The sequence below is a fragment of the Gloeocapsa sp. PCC 7428 genome (genome assembly GCF_000317555.1).
Lineage (GTDB): Bacteria > Cyanobacteriota > Cyanobacteriia > Cyanobacteriales > Chroococcidiopsidaceae > Chroogloeocystis.
Genome location: NC_019745.1, coordinates 1,397,931 through 1,417,649 on the forward strand (window position 1 = coordinate 1,397,931; position 19,719 = coordinate 1,417,649).

At 41.7% G+C, this 19,719-nt stretch carries 14 protein-coding genes; 9 read left to right on the forward strand and 5 right to left on the reverse strand.

Annotated features, from left to right (window positions below):
• The first annotated feature begins 43 nt into the window (after nt 1-43).
• The gene (locus tag GLO7428_RS06235) at nt 44-790 is read left to right on the forward strand and encodes an aspartate/glutamate racemase family protein (protein WP_015187720.1); all 747 of its coding nucleotides are present in this window, start codon (nt 44-46) and stop codon (nt 788-790) included.
• Nucleotides 791-931: 141 nt separating this feature from the next.
• Here the strand turns inward: GLO7428_RS06235 and GLO7428_RS06240 are convergent, their stop codons facing one another.
• The 3 genes from GLO7428_RS06240 to GLO7428_RS06250 all read right to left on the reverse strand — a co-directional run bounded on the left by GLO7428_RS06240 (nt 932) and on the right by GLO7428_RS06250 (nt 2,628).
• Nucleotides 932-1,405 carry a GNAT family N-acetyltransferase gene (locus GLO7428_RS06240; protein WP_015187721.1) on the reverse strand — a complete coding sequence of 158 codons (474 nt, stop codon included), beginning with the start codon at nt 1,403-1,405 and terminating at the stop codon, nt 932-934.
• A 7-nt stretch (nt 1,406-1,412) separates the two neighbouring features.
• Nucleotides 1,413-1,823 (reverse strand): gamma-glutamylcyclotransferase, encoded by a 411-nt coding sequence (locus GLO7428_RS06245; protein ID WP_015187722.1) that lies wholly within the window; start codon nt 1,821-1,823, stop codon nt 1,413-1,415.
• A 94-nt stretch (nt 1,824-1,917) separates the two neighbouring features.
• Nucleotides 1,918-2,628 carry a GntR family transcriptional regulator gene (locus GLO7428_RS06250; protein WP_015187723.1) on the reverse strand — a complete coding sequence of 237 codons (711 nt, stop codon included), beginning with the start codon at nt 2,626-2,628 and terminating at the stop codon, nt 1,918-1,920.
• Nucleotides 2,629-2,955: 327 nt separating this feature from the next.
• On the opposite strand from GLO7428_RS06250, the gene GLO7428_RS06255 reads away from it, so the two are divergent.
• The 3 genes from GLO7428_RS06255 to GLO7428_RS06270 all read left to right on the forward strand — a co-directional run bounded on the left by GLO7428_RS06255 (nt 2,956) and on the right by GLO7428_RS06270 (nt 8,125).
• On the forward strand, nt 2,956-3,897 hold the full coding sequence (locus tag GLO7428_RS06255; protein ID WP_015187724.1) for a DMT family transporter: 942 nt from the start codon (nt 2,956-2,958) through the stop codon (nt 3,895-3,897).
• Between the two features lie 417 nt (nt 3,898-4,314).
• Entirely contained in the window at nt 4,315-5,553 is a 1,239-nt protein-coding gene (locus tag GLO7428_RS06260) for a Zn-dependent hydrolase (RefSeq protein WP_015187725.1), read from the forward strand.
• 1,084 nt (nt 5,554-6,637) lie between these two features.
• Nucleotides 6,638-8,125, forward strand: a complete 1,488-nt coding sequence (locus GLO7428_RS06270; RefSeq protein ID WP_015187728.1) for a site-2 protease family protein — start codon at nt 6,638-6,640, stop codon at nt 8,123-8,125.
• 91 nt (nt 8,126-8,216) lie between these two features.
• Here GLO7428_RS06270 and GLO7428_RS06275 read toward each other — a convergent pair whose 3' ends face one another.
• The gene (locus tag GLO7428_RS06275) at nt 8,217-9,434 is read right to left on the reverse strand and encodes a glycoside hydrolase family 10 protein (RefSeq protein WP_015187729.1); all 1,218 of its coding nucleotides are present in this window, start codon (nt 9,432-9,434) and stop codon (nt 8,217-8,219) included.
• 1,679 nt (nt 9,435-11,113) lie between these two features.
• On the opposite strand from GLO7428_RS06275, the gene GLO7428_RS06280 reads away from it, so the two are divergent.
• A complete protein-coding gene (locus GLO7428_RS06280) occupies nt 11,114-11,527 on the forward strand; it encodes a hypothetical protein (protein WP_015187730.1) in 414 nt (137 codons plus the stop codon).
• Nucleotides 11,528-11,592: 65 nt separating this feature from the next.
• Here GLO7428_RS06280 and GLO7428_RS06285 read toward each other — a convergent pair whose 3' ends face one another.
• The gene (locus tag GLO7428_RS06285) at nt 11,593-12,495 is read right to left on the reverse strand and encodes a hypothetical protein (protein WP_015187731.1); all 903 of its coding nucleotides are present in this window, start codon (nt 12,493-12,495) and stop codon (nt 11,593-11,595) included.
• 1,434 nt (nt 12,496-13,929) lie between these two features.
• On the opposite strand from GLO7428_RS06285, the gene GLO7428_RS06295 reads away from it, so the two are divergent.
• Genes GLO7428_RS06295 through GLO7428_RS06310 form a run of 4 tightly spaced genes read left to right on the forward strand, consistent with a single transcriptional unit; the run spans nt 13,930 to nt 19,599 of the window.
• A complete protein-coding gene (locus GLO7428_RS06295; RefSeq protein WP_015187733.1) occupies nt 13,930-14,973 on the forward strand; it encodes a glycosyltransferase in 1,044 nt (347 codons plus the stop codon).
• A gap of 12 nt (nt 14,974-14,985) precedes the next feature.
• Nucleotides 14,986-17,055, forward strand: coding sequence for a tyrosine-protein kinase domain-containing protein (locus GLO7428_RS06300; protein ID WP_015187734.1), 2,070 nt, complete (start codon nt 14,986-14,988; stop codon nt 17,053-17,055).
• A gap of 14 nt (nt 17,056-17,069) precedes the next feature.
• Nucleotides 17,070-18,431 (forward strand): O-antigen ligase, encoded by a 1,362-nt coding sequence (locus GLO7428_RS06305; protein WP_015187735.1) that lies wholly within the window; start codon nt 17,070-17,072, stop codon nt 18,429-18,431.
• Entirely contained in the window at nt 18,424-19,599 is a 1,176-nt protein-coding gene (locus tag GLO7428_RS06310; protein ID WP_015187736.1) for a glycosyltransferase family 4 protein, read from the forward strand. The genes GLO7428_RS06305 and GLO7428_RS06310 overlap by 8 nt, the downstream gene beginning before the upstream one ends.
• Nucleotides 19,600-19,719 lie beyond the last annotated feature (120 nt).

Sequence of the window (19,719 nt, forward strand, 5' to 3'; positions counted from 1 at the left end):
TTTTGTCTATGTGTGGTTTTAGTGATTAAGGTATGCTAGGGCAATGAAGATCAAAGTCATCAATCCTAACACCACTGCTAGCATGACGCAAAAGATTGCAGAGGCGGCGATCGCGGTGGCAAGTCCTGGAACTGAAATTATTGCGTGTCATCCAGATATGGGTCCAGTTTCGATTGAAGGACACTACGATGAAGCGCTGAGTGTTATTGGCATTCTTGAAGAAATTAAAAAAGGAGAAGCCGCAGGTGTTGATGGTTATGTAATTGCGTGCTTTGGCGATCCTGGATTACTCGCTGCGCGGGAATTAGCAAAAGGTCCTGTTTTAGGAATTGCAGAAGCCGCGATGCACGCTGCGAGTTTGATCGCGACTGGGTTTTCGATTGTGACGACGTTGAGTCGTACGCGGGTGATTGCCCAACATTTGGTTGCTAACTACGGTATGACGCATTTTTGTCGCAAAATTCGCGCGATTGATTTACCTGTACTTGAACTTGAGGATGAAAACTCTAACGCACGAAAAACGATTTTAGCCGAATGTCGTCAAGCTTTGATAGAAGATGGGGCTGGTGCGATCGTTTTGGGATGTGGCGGGATGGCTGATTTATCAGCGCAACTAAGTCAAGAATTAGAAGTTCCGGTTATTGATGGCGTGAGTGTCGCGGTTAAGTTTATTGAAGCTTTGGTAAGCCTGGGCTTGAATACGAGTAAGAAGGGCGATCTAGCTTATCCAATCGCGAAGCCGTATACTGGAATGCTTCATGCTTTTGCTTTTGAGATGCCTTACGACTAAGTGGCTATTCAAACGAAGTGTGCCTACGCACACTACTTAACCAAAATTTTGCGATTCAGTTCACAAAGGTGGACTTTCTTTTGTTTACCTGCAAATAAATTCGCTCAGCATTTATACAGGCAGTTTATGTAAATAATGACATTACCGCAAATCAAAGCACATTTCATTGCTTGGGGTAAAGCCTAAGCTAGAGTACACAGGTTGACCAAGAGGAGAAGCATGAAGAAGTGCTCTTGTACAACCAAGCGATTTGAGGTAGTTGAGTGATTCTAGCGTGAGTTTTTTGGCAATACCTTGACGGCGATAAGCTGGCTCAACGTAGACACCCCAAATGTAGCCACTTTTACGATACTGCTCGGTCAAAACATTAGGATAAAGTCCAGCAAATAACTGACAACCTACAGAACCAACAACTTTAGAATCAACTTCGGCGACAAAAGCTTGGTAGGACAAATCTTGACGTACGCGTTCGATAAACTCTAGCGTGATTTCTCGCCAGTCAGACTTAACTGCATCAACAGAAATAATATCGTGCCACAACAAACAGAAATGCTCCGCAATGATTGAATCCTCTTGCGGAGTTGCTACGCGAATTGTGTAGGGAAGCGATCGCATTGCTACCCTAACTCGCAGCCTTATAAGCCGCCCAGCCACCGTGATGCGAAATATCAGGCCAATTATGTTTTTGTACTAACTCTTGCGGATAAAGAAACGCAGTCAGAACTTCGCCATCTTCTAAAACAATATCACTCGGATACATATTCGGTGGTTCATTGACGGATAAGTAGTCAAACTCGGCTTGAGTTAATTCATATACTTCGCCAGGAATCGAAATTCCGCCTTGTTCTACTTCGTAAATTGCAGGATGCCAACCATCACCTGCTGCATGAAGTCGATAGCGAGGTTGAGTTTTTGCTTCTTTGATAAACTTCGCCGATTGTAGGTTTTGATGATCGGGTTGTCCGCGCAATGCTGAACCACAGATAAATATTCGCTTTGTGCTTGTGTTTGAGTTGGTATTAGTTTCGGTCATGTCTGTTCTAAATAATCGCCAATTGCAAGTTGAACTGATTTAAAAAATGAATGCAATGTATAGATCGTCTAAGTTATCCAAAATCTAAAATACATTAACCTTCTTGAACAATACTGCTGGTTTGTTGCAAATTCTGCATTTCACGTGCGACTCGCTCTTTACTCGCAACAAGATGCGCTTTAATCGCTTGAGTTGCTGCATCGGGATTCCGCGCTTGTACGGCTTCATAGATCTGGCGATGCTCCGTCCGAATTTCTAGCACGTCGCGGTTATTTTGAATCGTATGAATTCTCAAAAGCATCATTTTATCAAATACTTGATCGAGAAGCGATCGCAGCCATAAATTCCCTGAACTCTCAGCGAGTAGCCGATGAAAACGGTAATCTAAATCAAGCAGTTGAAAGTTAGTGAGTTGAGATGGTTTACTATTAATGAGCTTCTCGGCTTGCATCACCATCAAGTTCAAGTTTTGAATTTGGGACTCGGTGGCGTGTTCGCACGCTTCGACTACGGATAATTGCTCTAGTGCGAGTCGGCAATCGTATAACTGTATCGCATCGGTCATGGAAATTGTCGCGACACGTAAGACATTATTCGGTTCAGCGATGACTAATTCCTCGCGTTGCAGTTGCCGGAGTGCTTCTCGAATCGGAGTTCTGCTCACCTGTAGCTTTTTGGCAAGATGAGTTTCGATTAACCGCTGCCCTGGCGTTAGTTCACCTGAGAGGATAGCTGTGCGCAATGCTTGATAAGTTTGCTCCTGTAGCGATTGACTTCGCTGGAGCGATCGCGGTGACAGGGGCAATGTATAACTCCTTAATTCTTTACAGGATAAATTGCAGCCGCTAATTATTTTAAGTCGAGAAGGTTCGGCAAAAAATGAGAATTCCGGCAACTGTATACAGAATACTGTAAATGGCTGCTTTGATAAATACTACATAAGGTAAGACTTTAAACCTGATTATTAATACCTATAATATTTAATCTCTTCGCTACTGTGTGGCTAATTGAAAAAGCACTACGGGTGTAACGTTTTAATCGCAGCGTCTATTCATATACTGTTTTAGGGCTACTAAGCAGTGTATATGTAAAGTCTCTGCAAATACATTTCTATTTGGCTAGCGATCGCACTATGGAGCAGTTCAAACTCGGCTCAGTTAGTAACACGCCTCAAGATTTGATCTCAAATGGATTTGCTGCGATCGCGCTGGGAATGGCTTTACTCGGAATTGCGTTTGCTTCGATTTTAACGGTTGTTGCTCAGTATGAAATTGGACCAAATGCAACAACTTTTAATCGCTTGGGCATCGCGGCGATCGCATTTGCAGGATGGAATGGATTCAGGTTTGTTAGTCAAATTCACGCACATTCTGTATCGGCGCTGGTTTATACCTGGCGCGATCGCAGTTTACTCGCAATCGCGGGAACGAGTTTCGCCGCTTCACTCACATTATGGGCATGGTCATTAACGCAAACGAGTATTGCTAACTCTACATTACTGAATAATATGATGCCGCTGTTTACAACTTTGGGTGCGTGGCTCGTACTTGGTCAAAAATTTTCAGCTAGATTTGTCTTAGGAATGGCGATCGCTGTGTGTGGCGCGATCGCGATTGGAATTGAAGATTTTCAAGGCGCAAATAGTAACCTTTTCGGCGATAGTGCGGCGTTAGGCGCAGCGATGTTAGCAGCAGTATGTCTTTTGAGTTTAGAGCAACTCCGCCTTAAATTTGCAACACCGACAATTATGCAATGGACGTGTTTAATCGGGAGTTTGGGTGTATTTCCCGTTATCTTACTGACGCAAGAGCCATTGTTTCCTACGTCTGGGGTTGGTTGGTGTACAGTTATTTCTTTAGCGATTGTCTGCCAAGTTGTCGGTCAAGGATTACTAACGTATAGCTTGGCAAAATTTTCCTCTGGGTTAGTTGCTGTGTCGATGCTGGCGATTCCGGCGATCGCTGCTGTACTCGCGCTGATTATTTTTGCCGAAAAGTTGAGTATTTTGAATTTATGCGCGTTTGCGGTTGTTCTGGCGGGCGTTTACTTAGCCATATCCGCACGGAGTGATTAGCATTGGTGTGCTACTGGGTAATGGGGAATAGAGACTCTTTCCAATGACCAATGACCAGTTACCGCCGTTCCTTCTTTAGAGACCTCTTTAGGCGTGCGGCGGCTTCGCCAATTACCAGCCCTTAAGTTAAGTTTATTTTTACCCACTTACTTACCGATAACAAGTGCTAGAGTATTCAGCTTTACTGTATACAGAATACAATACGTGCAATGCTAGGAAATAGGACGTTACCTTTAGAAATTTTGGCATGACGACAAACGTAACTCATGGTGTTATATGCATTAGGAACACTGACAACAGAGTTTGCTGTTTTGCTGACTGGGATTGCGATCGCTTCGTTTCAATTTTTCTCGTGCCTTCTTGAAGGCGAGAAACTATCTTTTACTCGACACAATAAGTAATTTCAAAGAGGGTTTTATGACTGTTGCATTAATACCTGTCGTGAATGGCGATCGCTTGAATCGAAATATTTCGCAGTTAGCTGAAATTGGCAAACTCCCAGGAGGAGGCGTAAGCCGCGTAGCGTTTACAGCTGAAGATATACTCGCGCGACAACTTGTACAATCGTGGATGATTGAAGCTGGAATGACGGTACAGATTGATGCCGCAGGAAATATTATCGGTACTTATGCAGGAAGACAAGAAAATGCAGGGGCACTCGCTACGGGTTCGCATATTGATACTGTTCCTGTGGCGGGGAAGTTTGATGGCGTTCTTGGCGTTTTAGCAGGAATTGAAGTTGTACACGTCCTTCAAGAAAATAATATTCGCCTGCGACACCCAATCGAGGTGATAGTGTTTACTGACGAAGAAAACAGCGTTCTTGGTTGCAAAGCAATGGCGGGGACTGCGGTTCTCGATCCTGGATGTTATCGTCGCAATGATGGTACGCCAATTGAAGCTTGCTTAGCACGAATTGGTGGTGATTGGTCGCAATTGGCAACTGCAAAGCGCCAGCCAGGTGAAATTGCGGCGTTTGTAGAATTACACGTCGAACAAGGTGGTGTTTTAGAAAGTACAGGAGATGATGTTGGGGTTGTCATTGGCATTGTCGGACAGTATCGTCACCATGTCACTGTTACTGGGCGTCCGAACCATGCGGGAACAACGCCGATGAATATGCGTAAAGATGCTTTAGTCGCTGCATCGCAAATTGTCTTAGCTGTCAACAAGTTAGCAACCGAAACTCCAGGAGAACAGGTAGCGACAGTAGGTTACTTTAGTGTTTCTCCCAACGCAGCTAACATTGTACCGGCGAGGGTAGACTTGAAAATTGACTTGCGCGATATGTCCCAGACTCATTTAGAAGATATGGTAGCGCAGATCAAAAATCAACTTGTAGACATTGCGGCTGCAACGCAAACAGAAATCGAAATGACGCAGATGCTGCACGTTTTACCAACATTAGCTGCACCAGATATTCAAGCGGCGATCGCGCAAATTTGTCAGCATTTGGGCTTAAGCTATACCTACTTACCAAGTCGCGCGGGACACGATGCGCAAGAAATTGGTCGATTTGCGGATATGGGAATGATTTTTGTCCCTAGTCGCGCTGGAATTAGCCACGCTGAGGATGAATATACTTCGCCAGAACACTGCACGCAAGGCGCGAATGTCCTTTTGCAAACTTTTTTAAAGCTGGATGAAATTTATTGAGGAGTAAGCAGGCGTCTCGCCTGCACTAACTTTTTAGGCGGCTACAAATTTATTCCATGTTTAAATCTTAAGTCTTTTTCAGCTTGCGTACAAATTTCATTGATTTGGGAAACTCCTGTTCCAATCAAGCGTAGAGTACTACCATGTCACTTTAAATTTACTACAAATAGGCAGCTTCAGGAGCCTGCGCCGTGCGGGGATCGCCGAGTCCTCCGTTGTAGCAACTGGCGTGGGCAGAGGAGAAATGATTTGTCGTTTTTATTTGGTGAAAGAGAATTAAAAACGCTGAAAAAAGTGAAGAAATTTTTATGAAGTATTTGAAAGGGCTATAAGCAATACTACACAACTCATACTTCATTAAGTGCCACTTCATAAAAGTAGTAACGCATAGCGGAAAGCTACACAGCTTATTTTTAAGCTGACACGCTTAGTCGAGCCGAAAGCAATGCAGCACTACAACTTTTATTTTTTCTTTAGAAGATTAACAATTAATGTTTGAGTAAGTATCTTATTACTATATGCTTATTAAGCCATTTAATACTTGATAGTTATTTAAATAAAATAGTTTTGATTATTTGTATTTTCACCTGAATGAAATGAAATTGCTTGTTCAACTCTAGCTTGTGCGTTTTGATTCTATGTTCTGTAATATCTGCAAGTAACATCATTGTCCCTGAAAAATAGAGTTTTTGAGCATTAATTTCCTGAAGAAAACATAATTTTTCAGTAACAATAATCCAGAATACAAAGAACATCTGCAACAGCGATTAGCTCTGTAACAAAACGTCATGTATCGCGTGATTTGTAAACTTAAGTACATACGATTTATTCAGTAGCTAAAAGTTTGTTGTATTAGTTTACACAAAATCAAAGCATAAGTTATGTCAGCCAGCGAGTAAACCAATTTGCGTAAACTTGCTTGTGGTCTCGAGTTTGCAGCCAATTGTTGCCCTTGACGACATGAATTGCAAGAATCAGCACTCGGCTACTAACTTCTAGTCAAGGAAGTCTTGTAAATTATTAAGAGGATTGGCAACAGCTAGCGAGCTAAAGCCGATCGCAGGTTGAAGCGAAGGTGGGAAATATGTCGATAACCTCTGAAACTTCTATAGTCGGGCTGATTGTATTAGCAGCTTTTATGATACTGGGCTGGGGCTTTTATCGCGCTAGACCGTATGGCAAGCTAGGAATCATTGCCTGGTTACAGTCAGTGGTGTTAATGGCTCCGTGGTTACTGTTTTTTGGTTCATTCGCTGCGGGGATTTATATAAATATAGTGGGAATATTGTTTTTGTTAGTCGCTTCAGCCGCAGTCTATATTTTTCTGGGAAGACAACTGCGGGCGGCTGGTCAAGATGCGATTTTGCGATCGCGCGCAACCGAACGCCTTGCGAATGCAACTCAAGCCAACACCCAAACTGAAGAAACGACTCCACCCGCACAGCTACAACCCGAAGTCGTACCGATCGCTGATGCCGACTTAACGGCAATTCGCAGCATTTTTGGAGTTGATACTTTTTTTGCTACCGAAACAATTCCTTATCAAGAGGGAATTATCTTTAGGGGTAATCTGCGCGGAGAACCCGAAGCGGTTTTCCAAAAACTAAATAGCAATCTTCAACAACAATTAGGCGATCGCTATCGTCTGTTTTTAGTCGAAAACCTCGATGGTAAGCCGGTTGTGATTGTACTGCCTAGCCGTAACGACCCTCAGCCGACGACTGTACCACAAACAATCCTGGCAATTGCCTTACTCGTCGCCACGATTGCTACGTGTCTTGAAGCTGGGGGCATCTTGCTAGGGTTTGATTTCTTTACAAACTGGCAACGATTTTCAGAACCTTTACCAATTGCAGCGGGTATTTTAGCCGTTTTACTAACGCATGAACTCGGTCATCGCTTGATCGCACGGCGTTATCAAGTGCGTCTTAGCCCACCCTTTTTTCTGCCAACTTTACAAATCGGTGCTTTCGGTGCCATTACTCGATTTCAGTCAATATTACCCAACCGGAAAGTATTATTCGATGTCGCTTTCGCCGGACCTGCATTTGGCGGTGTTTTATCTTTCGTTATCTTGATCCTTGGTTTATTACTTTCTCGCTCTGAAAGTTTATTTCAAGTACCAACCGAGTTTTTTCAAGGGTCGATTTTAGTAGGAACAATTGCTCGTGTCATTTTAGGTTCGGCGCTGCAACAAAATATTGTTGCAGTTCACCCACTCACAGTGATTGGTTGGTTAGGTTTAGTTATTACAGCACTAAATTTAATGCCAGCAGGACAATTAGATGGCGGACGGATTGTGCAAGCAATCTACGGGCGCAAAACCGCTGGACGCGCCACAATCGCAACCTTAATTGTGCTGGCGATCGCCTCATTTGCGAATCCGCTAGCTTTATATTGGGCAGTTGTGATTGTCTTTTTGCAACGCGACTTAGAACGCCCCAGCCAAAATGAACTCAGTGAACCCGACGACGCCCGCGCGGCTTTGGGATTACTCGCTTTATTTTTAATGGTTGCAACCCTCTTACCGCTTACCCCCGCTTTAGCAGGACGTCTGGGGATCGGTGGGTGAGCGTATGAAAAGAGCAGAGGAAGCAGAGGAGCAGAGGAAGAATAGTGTTTTAGATATCAAAACTCGCGCACTAAGCACTATTTACTAGCTACTAGCCGTTTTTCCAACCTTTGTAAATATTTGGTCGCGCTGCTGCTGCTGAAAAAATTCTTTGAAAGACGGATTGGCGATCGCTTGACTTTTCTTGCGAAAGGTTCCACAAAGTTTCGTAGAAGAAAAAGGAAACTCCGGCAAATTTGCGCTGGCGGACTGCTGCTACTTGATCTTGAATCTGTTGAATTGGCACATGGCGGTTTTTTAGCCCGCTTAAAATTCCAATACTGACTGGAATATGACGTTTTGCTGCAACAACTTCAGGGTACTGCAATTCGCTAATAAACACGTTGATGTCGTTGCGATAGACTTGCAAAATTAATTCTTCGACGAAGCCTTTACGTTCCCACTTTTCCCAATCGGCTAAAAATAAGTCGTAGGAAACGCGTTGCGGATTTGGCGATACAGATATTAAGCAATTTTGCTTTCTAGCTTTGACAGCACGAAAAACTTGTTGCATATACGCTGTAATTTTATCAGCACGCCAGCGTACCCATGCTGCATCTTGGGGATCGCTTGGTGGACGTTGACCCTGGTGTTCTTTTTGATAAAGCGCTACCGTGTACGCATCATAGCCAAACTCGGATGGTAAGCCGAAGTGATCGTCAAATTGAATACCGTCTACATCATAATTGCTGACAATTTCGACAATGAGATCTAATATAAATCGCTGTACATCAGGACGAAAGGGATTCAGCCATACACGTTCGTGCGTTCCCTCTTGCCAAATTTTGCTACCGTCACGGCGACTCGTTAGCCATTGTGGATGACGTTGGGCAAGCAGTGAATCTGCCGGTGCCATAAAGCCAAACTCAAACCAAGGAATGACCGCTATCTTTTTTTGATGTGCTTGTCGCACAATTTCGTTTAAGATATCGCGCTGTTGTAGCCCTGGGGTGGGATCGAGCGATCGCCCAATTACGCGTTGTGCGATTCGGCTAGGGTAAAGCGTATAGCCCCAATTCCAAACTGTCGGATAAATTGTATTGAAGTTGAGTTGATGTAAGCGGGCGATCGCTTGCGTAAGGCGATCGCGATCAAATAAAACATCACTATCTATATTTGTTAACCATACACCCCTTAACTCCGGTGCTGAAGAACTGCGAGTGCTAGCAATGGTTGTTTGGTGCGATAGTGGCGTAAGTACTAAAGTTATAGCCAGGCTCACCGCACAGAGTAAGAGCAGTAGATACTGCGATCGGTGCAATTTAAGCATTTTAAATCAGTACCAATGATAGGCTAATCTGTTCAAACTCTGAAGTATACAGGGATTAGCTCCTCAAAAATATTAAGTTCGCGTGCTGGTTATTTGCGACGCAGGCTAGTTCGCCACAATTTAACAAATATAATGCGTCTTCACTAAGTTTTGTTAAGGCTTAAATTTGCTAAGTACAGAATTATCTTTTTACAAACTTAATTCTTCTACTTTTTCTGACTCTGCTTTATATTTCTTAATACAGAGTTTTAGCAGTATTTGTTCTACATGAAGAACTGAACATAGTAAATTAGCCAAAAGTCATAAATACAGCAATCATCTCCAACGCTGTGTTGTTTGTCGAGCCTCTTAACCACAAGCACATTATCTCGATAGTAGTACCACTCAAAAGTAATTCTCTATACACTAAAGCAGAGTAAATCTTTTAAATTTTATTTTTTTATAACCTAAGTTCAGCAAAATTAGGTAGTATAGTTTTGTAACTCTAATTGAACATTTTTTCGTATCAGCATATTAATCTTAGATTTTTCTTTACGAAAAGTATTACTCAGCTTCATCAAATCTTTAACAACAACTTCATCAAAAATTTAAGTACCGTCCGAGAACTTGCCGCATAAATACATACACTAGTGCTGAGAAGTTCATAGACTTTTTAAAATTAAGTTGTATGAGAAAAAACTTAATTTTAGAGCCGAGCTAATCAGGAAAATATGATGAAAACCGTAGCTAATATACACACAGAAGCAATTGCTGATACGAAGCAATGGATGACTTTGAGCAAAGATAAAGCGCGACATTTTGTTCCGTATAAGTGCTGTTATTTGGACAGAATTGAGGCAAATTTCGTACTCGGATAGAAAAAAGATTTTGCAATCCTTTCAATTTTGTATACAAGACTACAGATTTTTTTGAGTTGGTATGTACATACTGTAATTACACCTGAAGAAAACCGAACATTTCAGTATATTTCCTGCCTACAAAAAAGCTAAACGCTAAATACTAACTACTTTCTCCAGTGTTTTACGCTGCGGGTTGTTCAAGAAGACACCATATGAGTGCACTTAAGCAACCTAAGTTAAGAGGATAGATCTGCATTAATTCAAAGCGTTCTACACCCCGCTTTAACAGTGCTTGACGCGTTGCAAGTTATTGAAAATAATGCAAAAGAGGTATTTCTTAACAACCAATTGCAGTAAAAATTAAAATTTAAAGTAGTATTCCAAGTTGAGTCAGTAATTAGTAAGAGCGATCGCTAGTAGAATTTACAACAGCGTATTTGGAAGAGGGATTAAGAATACGCATTTAATAAAAACAACTTTATAGTTGGATGGTTATTTTCGTGCCTATTTGAATTAAGTGTGTACGTTTTATTTCTTCGCTTGAGGATTTTATATGTTTTTAATATAGAAATAATTTGTAATGTTTTGATAAACGTAGAACTCTAATTTTAATCGCCAAAGATCGTACTTAGGATATGACAATCAAGCAACTAATCAAAGATATTAATTTATTTACTTTCTGGAAAATCTTTACTTAGTCTTGAAGTATTCTAAGGCACAAGAAGTTAATTAAAAACGCGCATTATCGCGGAGTGTCTATAAGGTGGTGTGAATCTCGTGTTTAACTTGCAGTGTAAGGATCAATTCTTCTAGAGCAGTAATTTTTGTGAGAGGTTTCTAATGCCTGGCAAACGTAGTAGTCGTAAAAATGTAACACGCTTTTTTTGCCCTTATTGCGAGCAGCGATTGTGGCGTAGAGGTGGAGAGAAATATCACTTATTTTATACAGGAGCATTAGAGATCCAACAAAATGTAAGTATGCCTCGCCAGAGCGCAGTGATGTTAGCAGCAAAAGGCGTGTATGTTGATAATAATGTTTGGATTGAAGCGTTTACGTGTGGTCGACACGGTAAAATGTGGTTGAAAGTTTGTCGGAAAGAAGATGGAAGAACGGTGACTTCGCTGGCAACTGATAAAGACTGGAAAAGAACAAGTCGTACAATTCATCCTGAAACTCCTAACCCTTCGGTAGGCGAGTTTACTTACCGCATGAGTCGTCAGACTTCGACAAAACTTATCTACCACAAAGAATAATTTGGCACTTTGCAAAAAAATATCTACTACTGCAAAGCTTAGCTAAATCTTCTGATTCTTTCTACCTATAGCTTTGGTGAATGATGTGATTGATACATTTTGTGCGCGTTGTGAAACCATTCATAAAGCGAAGTCAAACGATTTTGATGTAATGCCAAGCCTGTACTACTAAGATTGTAGTTATATGCTATCTCATCTAAAAAAGCCTGTGTGGCATGTAAACAAAGATGCGCAGTATCTCGTAAACGGGTAAAATTAATACTTAATTCTGAACTACTAGGATGCGAATGAGAAGAGTAAGAATAATTAAGTTGCAGATCTAACCAGCTTGCTGGTACGACCCTCAAGCTAAATTGCCTAGCAGGACTACAGATAAAGTTAAACCCTAACACATCTGCACGCTTAGAAGTGGTATCCGCCTCAGGAGAACCCCATTTTATTTTGGGTTTTGAACTTGAAGAATATCGAGTAGGATACTCTTTATGTGTAGCAATAAACACCTCTAATTTTTCTTTTAGCTTTATTAATTCTAGACGTTTAGGAGACTCCTTCAGTTCCTCATTAATGTTAACCAGTAAACTGCAAGCTTGCTCAATCGAAGTAGAAATGTATTCATAGAAAAGAGCAGGATCTGCTTCCTCCAGCAAATACATTAACGTAATAGTAGCATCACATAATTGCTCTACTAAAAAATTAATTCCTACCTGATCTTGTTGGTATATCTCTAATAAAACGTAAGAATAATAATGGCTACACATTTTGGTATACAAACCTAGAATAGCTGAGTTGAAAGGCTCATCTGTAAATTCTTGAATAGCTTTAACCGCTGATTTGATTTGTTCCAAATACTGATGTAGGGTTTGTGCAGTTCTGAGAAAGGCATCAGCAAAGGCTTGCTCAGAATTCTCAAGCGAGTCTAAGTTCGGTAAATAAAATTGAACTTGATTAGATGGCAGTTTTGTATTCATCAAAGCCACAGCTCAGCTACTTTACATTTTGTGTAGCACACGTCAAAGATGATAGAGTCGAGAGAATGATCTCGCCTTTGACCAAGATCACACCTTATAGCTAACAAACATCACATTAAGCACAAATCTTAGAGATTTAATTGGTCAAAGTGTAGCTTACAGATGTGAAATTTGAGATGTACAACACTCACACAATAGATATGGTGCTCTAAAATAAATCTACTTGTATTTACATCTTACCTAAGATAAGAACGAAAATAGAACTCAGCCCGTTCTACTTTCTACGATCAATCACTCCTGCTCTCCCCAACGTCTACCAAAAGATGGGAATTACATTGAGTTACAACCTTTTTGAAAGACAAAGGTTTGAATACCAAGTTTTTCATTACAATATACCAATAATAATCATTCCTAATCTGAAGCATAATTTCGCTAAGTATTGAAACCTAACCTAAGTAGGTAGAAATTCAACAGAACACAATTATCGTAGATTTGCCTATTAGTTCGCTTCCGTGTTGTCTTTCTTAATAAATAAGATAGGCAATTTAAATGTTCAAGAGCTTATCACTAGACGAAATCTTCGTCAAACGGAAATATAATGACTTATTTCTGGAAATTTAGGTAAAAATCAGGATTTTGTAGCGTGAAATACAGCATAAATGTTCTTATTTATATATAATTGTATGTCATAAATTAAGTTTTCAAGGTAACACACACCTTAACATAACTTAAAATTACCAGCGGAGTACCTTCGCTGTAGTCTGCTAAAGAAGACACTGAGAGTGCACTTGAGCAGCCTAAAGAGAGGGGAAGAGTATGCCTTTTTGAGGTGAAGCTTGTGTTTGCGAAAACAAAATAATACTTTCTCTTGACAACTGCAAGCTTTTTAGCAGTAATGCAGAGAATAAGAAATTGAATTAGACAACTATAACTCTTTATCAACAGCCCATATTCTCTAGTATTAGAGGCTATGGGTTGCTTTTTTTTTACATAAGTTGCCGCGTTGATTTCTGGCGGCTTCCCGCTGGTGTATTAACAAAGACAACGATAGGAACCCTTTTTTCATGTATATAGATGTGTCAAACAAACAGAAGCAGTGGATTACGTTCAAAGTTTCAGAAATGGAAATGAGCGCACTTGAAGCTTATTGCCAGCGAACCGAAAGAACCAAGACCGATGTTTTGCGAGAATTAATCCGTAAGTTGCCAACTTATACAAATTCATCTAATCCTCGCAATTCTTTTAATAATCAGTAAGCAGTCTCTTAATGGCATTGCGGTACTAGCGCGGCAAGATTTGTCATTATTTATGACTTTGACACATCGATGTACAACCTCCTTTTCCGCAGCAGTGCGGAAAGAGATATTTGTATTCGCTGATAGCCTGAGAAAAAATACTGCATTGCCTCGACCTTTTCTAATTGCGCGTAAGACAATGACTCAAGTACTTCAACAGCAATCAACACCTTCTAGCATTGAAAAGACACCACTAGTCAGTGTCATTATTAATAATTACAACTACGGTCGGTTCTTAGCTCAAGCCATTGAAAGTGTTTTAAACCAGACTTACCAAAACTGGGAATTGATCGTTGTTGATGATGGGTCAACAGACAATTCTCGCGAAATTATTGAAGCTTACAAAGAGAATCTGATACCGATCTTTCAAAAGAATGCAGGACAAGGAGAGGCTATCAATACAGGAATTGCTCATTCGCAAGGAGATATAATTTGTTTTCTCGATGCTGATGACTACTTTCATAAAGAAAAACTTGTGAAAATCGTTACTGGCTTTCGCGAGAATCCTGAATGGGTACAAATTTCTCACTATTGGACTGCTGTAAATAAAGACGGTTTGCCAATTAGTCAGAATCACGCAACTCTCAGTCGCGGGGACGTACGTAGTCTATTGCTGCAAAGAGGAAGATACGGCATGGGAATTACTTCTAGCCTTGCTTATCGTCGCACAGCTTTACAGCAAGTTTTGCCAATCCCTACTAAACGCTTTCGAGTTGAAGATAAATACTTTACTGAGGGTGCAGATACATATTTGACAGTGACCGTCCCTTTTTACGGTGCGATTGGTTCAATTGATGAACCTTTAATGTTCTATCGAATGCATGGCGAGAACGTACGCGCTCATAGCGACAATTTGCCTTATTTAATTCGTCAGCACGAGGATATATGTGCCTATATTAATCAGGCATCTGCCAACGTAGGATTAGTCGAGCGATTCAGTTTACAAAGGGATGCAGATTACCGTAGTCTTAACGCGCTACAGCAAGGCGGTGTACCTTTAGTAGAGGCAGTTGAGATTCTTTGGCTTTCATTACAAGAGAGTTTTGAGATTGGGCGGAGTCCTAAGGATACTCTAGAACGGTTGTTGCGGCGTGGTATCTGTACTCTATTTCCTTCTGAAGGTAGAGCAGTTCTGCGTTTAGGACTGCGTGGCTACTTGCGTTTCAAGTTATTCGGTCAATAGCTGAGAAAGAATATGAACCACATAGTCAATATCATCCGTAGACACTGGATGCCCTTGTTGCTCTTAAACGGTGTTGTACTTGCTGCTACGCTTTATGCAGTCATTTATTCCAAGACAAGCGTTCCTCCAGTTTGGAAAGCAAATGCTGAGTTAAATCTTCCGCAATCAACAAATAGTATCAATGCCAGTCTTGGTACATTAGGTCAACTACAAAACAGCGGTCTTGGCTTTTCTAGAGAATTAAATCCTTTGCAAACTCAGCTATCGATTTTAACAAGTGATACTGTAATGCAACGGGTACTGTCTGTCGACCCCGAAAAATCTTCGTATCTCAGACTCAGCGACTACAAATCGTTATTTACGGTAAGTCCTCAGGAGCAGACAACAATTATTGCCTTAGAAGTCAAAGCCTCCAGTCCAGAGATTGCTCAGCAGCGGTTGAATAATTTAATTAACATATATCAACTGCGTTTAAATGAACTACGGTATCAAGACACATCAGTTCGTGAAGAGTTTTCGCGAGGAGATATCGAAAAAGCGCGGCAACAATTAGAGCAGGCACAAGCTGCATTAGCTAGCTTTCAAGAAGCTACTGGAATTAGCGAAGCTGTGGAACAAACGCGATCGCTCATTGCCCAACTGCGAGATTTAAAAACGAACTACACAACAATTTTAGCTCAAGCGCAAGGCAGTCAAGCGCAAGCAATCGAAGCATCAGGACGCTTAGGGATGAACGCCCAACAAGCGATGAACTCACTTCGTCTAGCTGAAAACAAAGAATATCAAGCTACCCGACAGCAACTCTCTGAAGTTGAAACAGCATTAGCTGAAGCACGTAGTAGATACACAGACGAAAGTCCACAAGTGCAATCATTACTCGCACGCCGTCAACAGTTAATGCAGACAATGAATCAGCAGTTAGCAGTAGCACTTCCGAATGCTGCTAGTAATCAAGTCGATCCAACTTTGAGTGGCAGCGGGACTAGAGATAGTCGTATCGACATGATTGCTGAGTTAATCAGGGCGCAAAATACTGCATCAGGCTTACAACAACAAGCCAATCAAATTAGTAGTGAAATTAATCGAGTCAGCACGGAACTGAACAATATTACTAAGAATAGAGCACAATTGTTGGATTTGCAGCGGAGGTACGAGATCGCTGAAGGCGTTTATAAAAGTATTATTGCCCAAGTTGAACAAGCAAAAACGAATCCCTTCAACGTCTATCCAAATGTGCAAACGCTTGATGCACCGACCATCGATCCTAAACCAGAAGAACCTAGCCGTCGAGTTATTGCGCTTGGTGGTATTCTCGCCGCGCTCTTTGGTAGCGTCAGCTTAATTTTATTCTTGGAATCGCGTAATCCAATGCTGAGTCCAAGAGATTTACGCCAGGTGGAATTTCCTGTACTAGGTCGAATTTCACGTTTGAAACGCCCAGATATGGAAAGAGCTTTGTCAGCTGAGGTACCTATTGACTTACAGCGCTTGGCGTCTGCTGTTTTGATGCTCGAACATCAACGCATATTAATCACAAGTCCGACTGCTGGAGAAGGTAAGACAACCATGACTTTGGGCTTAGCTTTAGCTTTAGTCAATTGCGGTTTTCGAGTTCTCATGGTCGATGGCGACCTCAGACAAGCCGAACTTAGCCGGCGTTTGGGTCATTCTAAAACGGAAACCACAATGAATGCCAAACAATCTCCAGTATCTGTATCGCTAGGGCTTGATTTAATACCGGCACCAGCAGTTCGTCGAGAAAAAATTGCTGAATTCTTTGCGCGTGGCAGTTTTGAGCGGAATCTGAATCAAATTCAATCTTCTGGTGGATATGATTTTGTTTTGGTTGATAGCCCTCCAGTTGGTTTGGCTAGTGAGACAAACTTAATGAGTTCTGTTATCCAAAACGTTTTATTCGTAGTGCGTGCTGGTAAAAGCGATCGCTTCTCCGTCATGGATAGTTTTGAACAACTCGTACGGCACAATGCTCAGATCATGGGCTTGGTCGTTAATTGTGTAGAGTCACAAGCGACAGGCTATCGCTACGGACGTCAACGCGAGTTAATGGAAACTGAGGCGTAGGTACTGAAAAACTAATGACTCAGCTACTTAAATCTAAATTTGCACCAACTAATACTGACAACCTGTTCTCTGGTATTTGGATTCGTTGGCAAGCTTTGACCTTAGGAGAACGCCTAGCCTGTGCCAATATCGTTCTGATTCCAATTTGGTGGATAAGCGGTATTTATAGGCACATGTCGCCCTTTTTGTTATTGGGTGTTATCGGTTATGAATGGCAAAAATACAAAGAAATTCGACTCAAACGTCCAACGATTGCCGTAGTTGCTTTGTTGCTTTTTGCTATGTATCAAATAGCAAAAATTTTGTTCGCTTATGATGTACCAGGCAGAGAAAAATTCTCTAACATTTTTGTTATGACAATTTGCCCTGCGATTTGGCTTTGGTACATTGGGAGCAATAATGTCAGGCTACGTTTAAAAGCGATCGCTTGGGCTTTCACATTTGTTGTAGTCCTCATGCTTGGGTTCTGGGTTCTTCTCCAGTTCGTTTTACCAGAAACCCTCTTTTTTCCCAATAACATACCTACACTTGCCACATTAATCACAGGTCAAACAACAGAGGAAACTGGTTTTACACAGACTAATAACCCCTATTACTTATTGCCATACCAAATCGCCGGAGAAAGCTTACGCCGCTATAATTTCTTCTTTGTTTATCCCGAATATACGGCGTTAATTGTTGGTTGTATTGGTTTTATGGCATTGGATCTCAAGAACCGTCTCTGGTCTTGGTTATTACTTTTAGCTTGCGTTTTTATCATTGTTTTAAGTGGAACGCGGATTGCATGGCTGGCTTTTCCGGTTGTAATTGGCTCACGTTACATAATCGGCAATTTCAGCAAACGCTACATACCCGCGATCGCCTTTGCACTGATTGCAGTTGTTAGTTTCACGGCATTATCCGTTCCACCAGCAACTCGCCTGCTAGAAAACCAAGTCACCCAGTCTACTGAGGCGATCGGTGATGTACGTTCAGATTCAACTGAGGTTCGCGCTGAAATCTACTCTAAAACTATAGAAGAACTACGAAGTAATGAGGATGCATTAATTTGGGGTCATGCTGCTAGAGGGAAACCTGTTCAGAATATCTCCTTTGCACGTGTCGGTTCCCATAGTTTCATCTTGGGTACGCTGCTGTATCTCAACGGTATCGTAGGGACTGTGATTTTTCTGGTCTTCTGGGGAGCGCTATTTTACTGGCTTTATAAAACGCGATCGGGAAGACCCTTGGCTTGCTTTTGCATATTACTGTTTTACTCGCTGGTATCTATAACCTTAGAGTTAGTGTATGGAAATTCTACCTCTGCACTTATGATTGTGCTGTGCGCCGCGCTTCGCGAACCTAAACCAAGTCTTCAAGGAGTACATCATGCGTAAGCTCCTAGTTGTACCAGTGTTTCATCATGCGTTAGGCGGCGCAACCGTATCTCTTGCCTTAATGTTAAAAGGATTTCAGCAGTGCGGTGCCCTTGAGCAATTGCGGGTTTTGGTGAGAGCCGATTCCTTAATGGAGCAGTATTTGCGTCAGGCAGGTTTGGGAACTTGTTTGCACATCATTCCAGAAAAAGACCTCGGTCAGTTTATGAAACAGGCACTACGTTGGGTCAACCAGCAACCCCAAGATTGGCCTGTTCTATTAGAAAACTGTGTTGCGCGTCAAATACTGCCACCTATGGCACTGGCTGCACCTGCACTCCGTCTTAGTAGACGTCCAATTTATATTGTCTTTCGCGATCTTGCACATTCACCGCATCTACTGGGTAGCTTAGTGAGAAAATTAACGCTGACTAGCCTCGCTCCGCGTGCAATTTGTAACTCTAAATTCACTGCTCAGCATATCCAGCGATTAATTCCTCGCATTAACGACGTTCTTTACCCACCAGTCGATCCTGAACAGTTCAACGATCGTCCTGTGGCTCCTCCGCAAAACTTACGACCGATCTTGAGTTCGGGAGCGCGAATCATACTGACTCCTTCACGCATTAGTAAAACAGAAGACAATATAAATGATAAGAATTTGAGGTCACTGCCACTGGTTTTAGCTCAGCTTAAGGCTAGCGGTCACGATTATCATGGAATCATTATTGGTCAAGATGCATCGCCGGAACAAACTAATATTCGGGCTTTATTGGAACAAGCTGAAAGGTTGAAGGTTGCAGATCGTTTCACGATTTTACCGCCCTCGTTTACGATTGAAGACTACTATAAACACGCAGATATCGTTGTGACGCTAGCTCCTCGCGAACCTTTTGGTCGTACGGTGGTAGAAGCGATCGCCTCAGGTGTTCCAGTAGTGGGTAGTCGAACTGGAGGAATTGGAGAAATTTTGCATAACTTTGCTCCTCAATGGACGGTTGATCCGTACGATCCAAGCAGTGCAGCCCAAGCAATTATCCGTGTTGCCAACGACTCCCAAACATCAAAAATTCTTGCTCAAGGTAAATCTTGGGTTGCAGCTAATTGCAGTCTGATTAATTACGCACAGCGGATGATGAAGATTACTGGTTTAAATTCCACGCTTACTTGCCAAGCTATCTCTGTTTGATAAAACCAAATGGAAGAGCAAAACAATCTAAAAATGGTAAAAATTTTAAGTTAGTTCGACTGAAAACTTAGTGATTGTAACTCTAGGGCTTGTAGATATATCTATCTTCATAGTTTGCAT

Coding starts and splice junctions, on each gene's coding strand:
- GLO7428_RS06235 (WP_015187720.1), top strand. CDS start 44: ATGAAGATCAAAGTCATCAATCCTAACACCACTGCTAGCATGACGCAA.
- GLO7428_RS06240 (WP_015187721.1), bottom strand. CDS start 1,405: ATGCGATCGCTTCCCTACACAATTCGCGTAGCAACTCCGCAAGAGGAT.
- GLO7428_RS06245 (WP_015187722.1), bottom strand. CDS start 1,823: ATGACCGAAACTAATACCAACTCAAACACAAGCACAAAGCGAATATTT.
- GLO7428_RS06255 (WP_015187724.1), top strand. CDS start 2,956: ATGGAGCAGTTCAAACTCGGCTCAGTTAGTAACACGCCTCAAGATTTG.
- GLO7428_RS06260 (WP_015187725.1), top strand. CDS start 4,315: ATGACTGTTGCATTAATACCTGTCGTGAATGGCGATCGCTTGAATCGA.
- GLO7428_RS06270 (WP_015187728.1), top strand. CDS start 6,638: ATGTCGATAACCTCTGAAACTTCTATAGTCGGGCTGATTGTATTAGCA.
- GLO7428_RS06275 (WP_015187729.1), bottom strand. CDS start 9,434: ATGCTTAAATTGCACCGATCGCAGTATCTACTGCTCTTACTCTGTGCG.
- GLO7428_RS06280 (WP_015187730.1), top strand. CDS start 11,114: ATGCCTGGCAAACGTAGTAGTCGTAAAAATGTAACACGCTTTTTTTGC.
- GLO7428_RS06285 (WP_015187731.1), bottom strand. CDS start 12,495: ATGAATACAAAACTGCCATCTAATCAAGTTCAATTTTATTTACCGAAC.
- GLO7428_RS06295 (WP_015187733.1), top strand. CDS start 13,930: ATGACTCAAGTACTTCAACAGCAATCAACACCTTCTAGCATTGAAAAG.
- GLO7428_RS06300 (WP_015187734.1), top strand. CDS start 14,986: ATGAACCACATAGTCAATATCATCCGTAGACACTGGATGCCCTTGTTG.
- GLO7428_RS06305 (WP_015187735.1), top strand. CDS start 17,070: ATGACTCAGCTACTTAAATCTAAATTTGCACCAACTAATACTGACAAC.
- GLO7428_RS06310 (WP_015187736.1), top strand. CDS start 18,424: ATGCGTAAGCTCCTAGTTGTACCAGTGTTTCATCATGCGTTAGGCGGC.